The following is an 8511-nucleotide window of genomic DNA, read 5'->3' as shown; positions in this document are numbered from 1 at the left end:
GAGATTTCCCAATTAGTAAGACCCCTTGAAGACGACGAGGTAGATAGGTTGGAGGTGGAAGTGCAGTAATGCATGGAGCTGACCAATACTAATCGGTCGAGGGCTTATCCTATACTTAAAATGCAAATTCAATTCGGATTCAGTTTTCAGGCGATTAAGCCTGTAACCAATAAGCTGCATGTCCTTTCTGAGGATTGATATTTTCTCGCAGCGATTTCGAGAAGCGGAAGCTTCGAAAAATCATGTTTGGTGGCGATAGCGGAGGGGTTCCACACGTACCCATCCCGAACACGACCGTTAAGCCCTCCAGCGCCGATGGTACTTGGACCGAAGGGTCCTGGGAGAGTAGGACGTTGCCAAGCACAATTAGACCACTGTTGAGTAATCGACAGTGGCTTTTTTGCGTTTATTATAGACTGTGGAAAACTTGTGGATAAACTTTTGGATTTGCAGAAAAGTTACACACATGTGGATAGATGATTGAAAGAGAAATAATCCCGAAATAGTGTGGATTAAATACATATTTATATGGATCTGTCAACAGAAAACCTAAGTAGTACACGGGTTGCTGTGGATATAGCCGGGATTATGTGGATAGAGGGATTGATAAGTGGATAACTATTTTAACTTGGATGTTACAAGATTTCAAGACTATTTTTAAAACTGCATAGAGCTGTGGATAACTGAAAATAAAGTTATAAATAGTGCAATAGATTAGCGCACAATTGACGCTCTTGTTATACTTATCCTAAAAGTAATTTTATAAAGGATGAGGTGAGTTTGTGGTAATAAGACAGTTACGTTCAGAAGAATTCGATGCAAGCATGAACTTGTCAGAATATGCTTTTCAGTACAAGCTTCCTAGTGAAAAAAGAGCAAGTGTTAAGGAAAGATTCAAGCCTGAACAGGTATGGGGTGCTTTTGAGGACGGAATATTGGAAGCTAAATTGACAATTATTCCCTTCCAAGTCTACATACAGGGCAGAGTGGTACCTATGGGTGGTATAGCAGGGGTAGCTACATGGCCAGAGAACCGCAGACAAGGACATGTAGCAAATCTTTTGTCTCATGCGCTGCATACGATGAATGAGGCGGGGCAAACGCTCTCTTTTCTACACCCGTTCTTGATTCCGTTTTATCGTAAATTTGGCTGGGAAGTTTATTGTGAATATAAGAAATACTCTATTCCAGTAGCGAAGTTTCCCAAAAAGGTTGAAGTTGAGGGCAAGGTTAAACGGGACATAAAAGATATCGAAATATTGGATAGCCTATATACTCGATTCGCTGTCAGTTATAATGGGACACTTAAGCGCGATTTGGACTGGTGGGAGAACTCTGTTCTAGATGATGAAGGAAAGAGTGCAGTATTTTACTCTAAGAGTGGTGAACCAGAGGGATACGTGCTATATAAGATAGAGAACAGAGAACTGGTCATTGATGAATTTGTTTTTTTGAACGAACAAGCACGGCAGGGACTGTGGACATTTCTTGCGAACCATGATTCGATGGTGACCGGTGCATCCTTAAAGCTAGTGCCTTCGGACGATATGTTACCCTTCTTGCTGCCAGATCCGCGTATAGAACAAGAGAATTATCCTTATTTTATGGGGCGAATTGTTAATGCCAAGTCATTCATAGAAACTTACGCCTTCAGAGGAAACAGTACTCAAAAGAAGCAGCTTATATATATCGATGATAAATATGCAACCTGGAACGATGGATTGTGGGAATGGAACATCTCTAATGAGGGATCGGCTACTTTAACACGAGTGGAAGGGGACCGGGCAGAAGCAGACTTAAGCTGTGATATAGGTACATTGACGACCCTGATGCTTGGATATAAACGTCCGGCAGAGTTAGCTCGTTATGGACACATCTCAGGTCATTCAGCTGTACTGGAATGGTTTGAAGAAATCCTTCCGCAAGCACAAACTGCATTATTTGATCATTTTTAAAAATATAAGTTTCACGCTATACATTATCCTTATATTTCTCGCTTAAACGCTTATCGTCCTAATAAGGACCCCGAAGGCGTTTATACTTGACAAAATTTCGGGCTCTCCCCTTCGAAAGAAGTTGGGAGAGTTCTTTATTTCCGAATACATTCGTGAAAAAAAGTGAAAAATAAGAGAATCCACTTGGAATTAGCACAAAATATGTTATAATATTAAAAAGTCAAAGAAAGTCAAAGTCAACGAAACTTAATGACATCGATCCGATCCTCTGAACGCGTGGGATTATCCACAAATGTTTAAGTTCAATTAAAGACCATTGTCATTATGAATGCAAGTTGCAATCGGTATTATAAAGATTTAAGCACTGGAGGATGAGTGATGCGCAATATCTCTGATATTATCGAACAATATCTGAAGAATATTTTGCATGAAAGTCCCGAAGGTACGGTGGAAATCCAGCGAAATGACCTGGCGGACCAGTTCTCATGCGTACCGTCACAGATCAATTATGTCATCAGTACACGCTTTACTCTGGAAAAAGGTTATGTGGTGGAAAGTAAGCGGGGTGGCGGGGGATATATTCGTATTCAACGTTTTGAATTACCGCCAAACGTGGCACTGCATGCCCATTTAAACCATACTATAGGTGGCGGGATTGATCAGAACGCTGCTGAAGGGCTGATTTATCAGCTGGAGGAAGCTGGTTTTCTAAGTAAGCGTGAAGCGTGCCTTATGCGCGCTGCTGTTTCTCGGGAATGCCTAACGGTTAAGATTCCATACCGGGATGAGATTCGTGCCAAGCTTATGAAGGCGATGTTAATCTCTTTGTTAGGCAAATAATTGTCAACCATAAGGGAGGGGCTTTCGCTTATGCAATGCCAGGAATGTGGCGTCAAGCCGGCAACACTCCACTTCACTAAAATCGTGAATGGAGAGAAGACGGAGTTTCATATCTGTGAGAGCTGTGCACGGGAGAAGGGTGAACTCATTCCCGGAACGGCTGGAGGATTCTCCATCCACAGTCTGCTCTCAGGTCTGCTTGATCTTGAAGGTGCCGGCAAGGAGAAGTCGGCTGCAACGAAGACTACGCAGAGCCTGCAATGTGAGAATTGTGGGATGACGTACTCACAGTTTAGCAAATTAGGCCGTTTTGGCTGTAGCTCCTGTTATGAATATTTTAACAGCGCACTGGACCCGCTTTTTAAGCGAGTGCATGGCAGTACTTCACATGTAGGTAAGATTCCGAAACGTGCAGGAGCTCAGATTGTGTTTAGACGCCAAATTGATGAACTCAAGCAGGAATTACAGCAAAGTATTACACAGGAAGAATTCGAGAAAGCAGCGGAGCTGCGAGATCAGATTCGTAAACTTGAAAAAGAAATAGCACAAGAGTAGAGTCTTTGATATATAGGGGGGATATGACATGTCAAGTCTCCGATTTACTGAACAAGCGCTTAGTGATTGGATGCGTTCTGGAGGTAGTCATTCCGAGATTGTAATTAGCAGTCGTATGCGTATTGCCCGTAATCTAGAGCATCTTCCGTTCCCAATGCTGGCTTCCTTAGAGCAATCGGAAGAAGTATTAGCGCTACTGGCTCCTGTGTTTCATGAGGAAGCAGCTGCAGATTTCGGATCTTTTCAGCTCCTAAAGCTTGATGAAGTGAATGAACTGGACAAAAAGGTACTGGTTGAGAAGCATCTAATCAGTCCTAACTTGGCTAATGATTCGCGCAGTGCGGCTGTCTTATTAAATGAAGATGAGTCGGTCAGCATCATGATTAACGAAGAGGATCACCTGCGAATCCAATGTCTGTTTCCTGGTCTTCAGGTTAGAGAAGCATGGGAACGTGCGACGGCGATCGATGATATATTTGAGGCAGCTGTCAATTACGCTTTTGATGATAAAAGAGGATATTTGACTAGTTGTCCCACCAATGTTGGTACTGGCCTTCGTGCCTCGGTAATGCTGCATCTGCCAGCGCTTGTAATGACTCATCAGATCAATCGCATATTGTCTGCAGTGAACCAAGTGGGATTGACAGTAAGAGGAATTTACGGTGAGGGTAGCGAAGCAGTAGGGAACATCTTTCAAATTTCTAATCAGATCACTCTCGGTCAAACGGAAAGTGAAATTATAGAGAACCTTCACAGTGTAGTTACCCAGATTATTGAGCATGAGCGAAATGCCCGTGAACGGTTGCTTGTTGACTCCGCCCTGAGAATAACAGACCGAGTGAAGCGTTCTTACGGGATTTTATGTTATGCAGCTCTTATGGAGCTGAAAGAATCTGCTCAACGCCTGTCTGATGTGAGACTTGGGATTGACCTTGGCATTCTGGAAGGTCTTTCGATTTCAGTGCTTAATGAACTTAATGTAAAGACACAGCCAGGATTTCTGCAAAAGATGTTCGGCGATGAGCTGAACGCTACTGAACGAGATATGTATCGGGCAAAACTGCTCCGAGAGACACTGGGAACACAACATTAATATAGATATTTATTATTCATGGAGGTGCAGGAGATATGATGTTTGGAAGATTTACGGAACGCGCACAAAAAGTGCTAGCGCTGGCGCAGGAAGAAGCTGTTCGTTTAGGACACAACAATATTGGTACAGAACATATTTTGCTCGGACTTATTCGTGAAGGAGACGGCATTGCTGCTAAGGCATTAATAGCTTTAGGGCTAGGGCTTGAAAAAATCCAAGACGAAGTGGAGACACTGATTGGCAGAGGTCAAGAACAGCCTACGAACATTGCTTATACTCCTCGCGCTAAAAAAGTGATTGAGCTGTCGATGGACGAAGCCCGCAAATTGGGTCATACGTATGTTGGCACTGAGCATATTTTGCTTGGACTTATCCGTGAAGGGGAAGGTGTCGCGGCTCGTGTGCTTAATAACCTCGGCATCAGTTTGAACAAAGCTCGTCAACAAGTTCTTCAGCTCCTGGGAAGCAGCGAGGCTGCTTCTAGTCATAGCGGGACTCCGGCTAACGTCAGCACACCGACCCTAGATGGTCTTGCGCGCGATTTGACCGCCTATGCTAAGGAGGGCAATCTAGACCCCGTTATCGGCCGTAGTAAGGAAATTGAACGTGTTATTCAGGTACTGAGTCGCCGGACTAAGAATAACCCGGTACTGATCGGTGAACCTGGTGTTGGTAAAACAGCTATCGCGGAAGGACTTGCACAAAAGATTATCAATAATGAAATCCCAGAGACACTTCGCGACAAACGCGTCATGACGCTCGACATGGGCTCAGTAGTGGCTGGAACAAAATATCGCGGTGAGTTTGAAGACCGCCTCAAGAAAATTATGGATGAGATTCGCCAAGCAGGTAATATCGTGCTCTTTATCGACGAACTTCATACGCTAATCGGTGCTGGTGGCGCAGAAGGTGCAATTGACGCTTCTAACATTCTGAAGCCGGCTTTAGCCCGTGGAGAACTTCAGTGCATTGGTGCGACTACGCTTGACGAATATCGTAAATATATTGAAAAAGATGCTGCTTTGGAGCGTCGTTTCCAACCGATTACGGTGGATCAGCCATCTCCAGAAGAAGCGGTCCAAATTCTGTTCGGACTTCGCGATCGTTATGAAGCGCATCACCGTGTGAAGATTACGGATGAAGCTATTGTGGAAGCCGTGAAGCTGTCCGATCGTTACATCCCGGATCGTTTCCTGCCAGATAAAGCGATTGACCTTATCGATGAAGCAGGATCCAAAGTAAGGCTTCACTCTTACACCATCCCGCCAAATCTGAAGGAACTTGAAATGCGCTTGGATGATATCCGCAAGGAGAAAGATTCCGCCGTGCAGAGTCAAGAGTTTGAAAAAGCGGCGGCCTTGCGTGATACAGAGCAAAAAATCCGTGAAGAACTTGATACGACTAAGAATCAATGGAAAGAAAAACAGGGCCGCACGGATTCGGAGGTTACACCTGAAGATATCGCACAGGTTGTTGCTAGCTGGACTGGTATACCTGTAAGCAAGCTGAAGGAAGAGGAGACTGACCGTCTGCTTAACATGGAGGCTTTACTGCATGAACGAGTGATTGGTCAGGACGAAGCTGTTAAGGCAGTTAGCCGGGCACTACGCCGTGCGCGTGCGGGTCTTAAGGATCCGAAACGTCCAATGGGTTCCTTTATCTTCCTTGGTCCTACAGGTGTAGGTAAAACTGAGTTGGCTCGTGCATTGGCTGAAGCCATGTTCGGCGATGAGAATGCGGTCATCCGTATTGATATGTCGGAATACATGGAGAAGCACTCCACGTCCCGCTTAGTCGGAGCCCCTCCTGGATATGTAGGCTATGAAGAAGGCGGCCAATTAACCGAGAAGGTACGCCGTAAACCTTATTCTGTAGTGCTGCTTGATGAAATTGAAAAAGCGCACCCAGAAGTATTTAACATCTTGCTGCAAGTTCTTGAAGATGGTCGTTTGACTGACTCTAAAGGACGGGTAGTCGATTTCCGTAATACATTAATTATTCTGACTTCTAACGTAGGCGCACAAGCGATCAAGAAGAATTCGACACTTGGATTCACAGCGGTGCAAGATGCCGGAGCAGAATACGGTAATATGAAGGGCAAGGTAATGGAAGAGCTTAAGAAGAGCTTCCGTCCAGAGTTCTTGAACCGGATTGACGAAATCATCGTCTTCCATTCCCTCGATGAGAAGCATATTGCTGAAATTGTTACGTTGATGTCTGATGAACTGCGCAAGCGGCTGCGTGAATATGATGTTGATTTCGTACTCACGGATGCGGCGAAGGCTTTCCTGGCTAAGGAAGGTTACGACCCAGCCTTCGGTGCACGTCCATTGCGTCGTGCGATTCAGAAGCATATTGAAGACCGCCTTTCCGAGGAATTATTGAGAGGAAATATCCAAAAGGGTGATTCACTCAACATTGATGAAGTTGGCGGAGAACTTGTAGTGAAGAAAGTGGATGCCCCTGTAGCGCCATTGCTTGAAAAAGAAGTAGAATCCGAATAAAAAAAAAGAATTAAATGAAGCTTCCGCTCCTCAGTTTATTGAGGGGCGGAAGCTTTTTTAATATAAATTTCTCACTTAAAAATATACATTTAGTACAAATTCCGAATGACCTTTCGTTAAAGGGGCAGAAATGGTAAACTTTCATTAGAAGAAAATATCCGCAATTTAAAAGTTCGGACCGTAAGGAGAACAAATGGCTAAACCAAAAACTAAATTTTTTTGCACCGATTGTGGATACGAATCGCCAAAATGGTTCGGAAAATGTCCCGGGTGCCAAGCTTGGAACTCCATGGTGGAGGAAACGGAAAGCGTAGTCAAAACACAGGGAATGAATGCCCCTATTTTTCATAGTAAAGAAAAGGCACAATCGATCATAAGTATAGAAAGTGACAAGGAACCGCGCATACTGACAGGTATAGGTGAGCTTAACCGTGTTCTCGGTGGGGGGATCGTGCCAGGATCGCTGGTACTAGTAGGGGGAGACCCAGGAATCGGTAAATCTACGCTCTTATTACAGACGTCGCATGCTCTGACAACTCAGGGATTGCGAGTGCTGTACATTTCGGGCGAAGAATCGGTAAGGCAAACTAAACTACGTGCGGATCGCCTCGGTGCGTTGTCAGCTGAGCTATATGTACTATGTGAGACGAATATGGAAAGCATAGAAGAAGCGATTGAACAAATTCAGCCGCAATTTCTTGTTATCGATTCGATTCAGACTGTATTTATGCCAGAAGTAACTAGTGCGCCAGGCAGTGTGACCCAGGTTCGGGAATGTACGACAAGATTTATGCGTATCGCTAAGATTCGGGGAATTGCTACAGTTCTCGTTGGGCATGTCACCAAGGAAGGCGCTATTGCAGGCCCACGGATGCTTGAACATATGGTGGATTGTGTGCTGTATTTTGAGGGAGAGCGGCATCATACGTATAGACTCCTGCGGGCTGTAAAGAACCGATTCGGTTCAACGAATGAAATCGGCATTTTTGAAATGGGTGAAGTGGGTCTAACAGAAGTCGAAAATCCATCGGAGCTCTTCTTATCGGAACGTCCACTCGGCGTAGCCGGATCTACAGTCGTAGCCAGTATGGAAGGGACTAGACCGGTGCTTGTTGAGCTTCAGGCTCTTGTCGCTGCTACTCATTTCCCCTCCCCGCGCCGGATGTGCACAGGTATGGATCACCAGCGGATGGCACTCATTATCGCTGTACTGGAGAAGCGGATGGGTATGTTCCTGCAAAATCAGGATGCTTACCTTAATGTTGCTGGAGGCGTAAAGCTGGATGAACCGGCGATTGATTTAGCAGTAGCTATTAGTATCGCTTCCAGTTTTCGTGATATTTCAACAAAACCTTACGATGTTTTCTTCGGTGAAGTAGGGCTTACAGGTGAAGTAAGAGGTGTTTCACGCGCGGAAATGCGTGTGAAGGAGGCCGCGAAGCTAGGCTTCCGGCGGGTGATCATGCCAGAGAAAAGTTTGAAGGGCTGGAAGCACCCGCAAGATATCCAGATTATTGGCGTCAGTACCGTAGCAGATGCACTATCGGTCGCGTTAGATTAGGGG

6 protein-coding genes and 2 rRNA genes are annotated in these 8511 nt (G+C 45.0%); all 8 read left to right on the top strand.

The window, feature by feature from the left end:
* A 23S ribosomal RNA gene (locus L1028_RS23795) occupies positions 1 to 112 on the top strand; the annotation flags it as partial.
* A gap of 133 nt (positions 113 to 245) precedes the next feature.
* A 5S ribosomal RNA gene (rrf, locus tag L1028_RS23790) occupies positions 246 to 362 on the top strand.
* Positions 363 to 782: 420 nt separating this feature from the next.
* Positions 783 to 1955, top strand: coding sequence for a GNAT family N-acetyltransferase (locus L1028_RS23785; protein ID WP_234540296.1), 1173 nt, complete (start codon positions 783 to 785; stop codon positions 1953 to 1955).
* Between the two features lie 378 nt (positions 1956 to 2333).
* Positions 2334 to 2795, top strand: coding sequence for a CtsR family transcriptional regulator (locus L1028_RS23780; protein ID WP_234540292.1), 462 nt, complete (start codon positions 2334 to 2336; stop codon positions 2793 to 2795).
* A gap of 30 nt (positions 2796 to 2825) precedes the next feature.
* The gene (mcsA, locus tag L1028_RS23775; protein ID WP_042192214.1) at positions 2826 to 3350 is read left to right on the top strand and encodes a protein-arginine kinase activator protein McsA; all 525 of its coding nucleotides are present in this window, start codon (positions 2826 to 2828) and stop codon (positions 3348 to 3350) included.
* Positions 3351 to 3378: 28 nt separating this feature from the next.
* On the top strand, positions 3379 to 4443 hold the full coding sequence (gene mcsB / locus L1028_RS23770; protein WP_234540289.1) for a protein-arginine kinase McsB: 1065 nt from the start codon (positions 3379 to 3381) through the stop codon (positions 4441 to 4443).
* 35 nt (positions 4444 to 4478) lie between these two features.
* Complete coding sequence (gene clpC / locus L1028_RS23765; RefSeq protein WP_060625850.1) at positions 4479 to 6947, top strand: ATP-dependent protease ATP-binding subunit ClpC; 2469 nt, start codon at positions 4479 to 4481, stop codon at positions 6945 to 6947.
* A gap of 193 nt (positions 6948 to 7140) precedes the next feature.
* Positions 7141 to 8508 carry a DNA repair protein RadA gene (radA, locus tag L1028_RS23760; protein WP_060625849.1) on the top strand — a complete coding sequence of 456 codons (1368 nt, stop codon included), beginning with the start codon at positions 7141 to 7143 and terminating at the stop codon, positions 8506 to 8508.
* Positions 8509 to 8511 lie beyond the last annotated feature (3 nt).

The sequence above is a fragment of the Paenibacillus pseudetheri genome, from assembly GCF_924513355.1.
Lineage (GTDB): Bacteria > Bacillota > Bacilli > Paenibacillales > Paenibacillaceae > Paenibacillus_AQ > Paenibacillus_AQ pseudetheri.
Note: the sequence above shows the minus strand (reverse complement) of the source record. Positions and strands in the feature narration are given on the sequence as shown.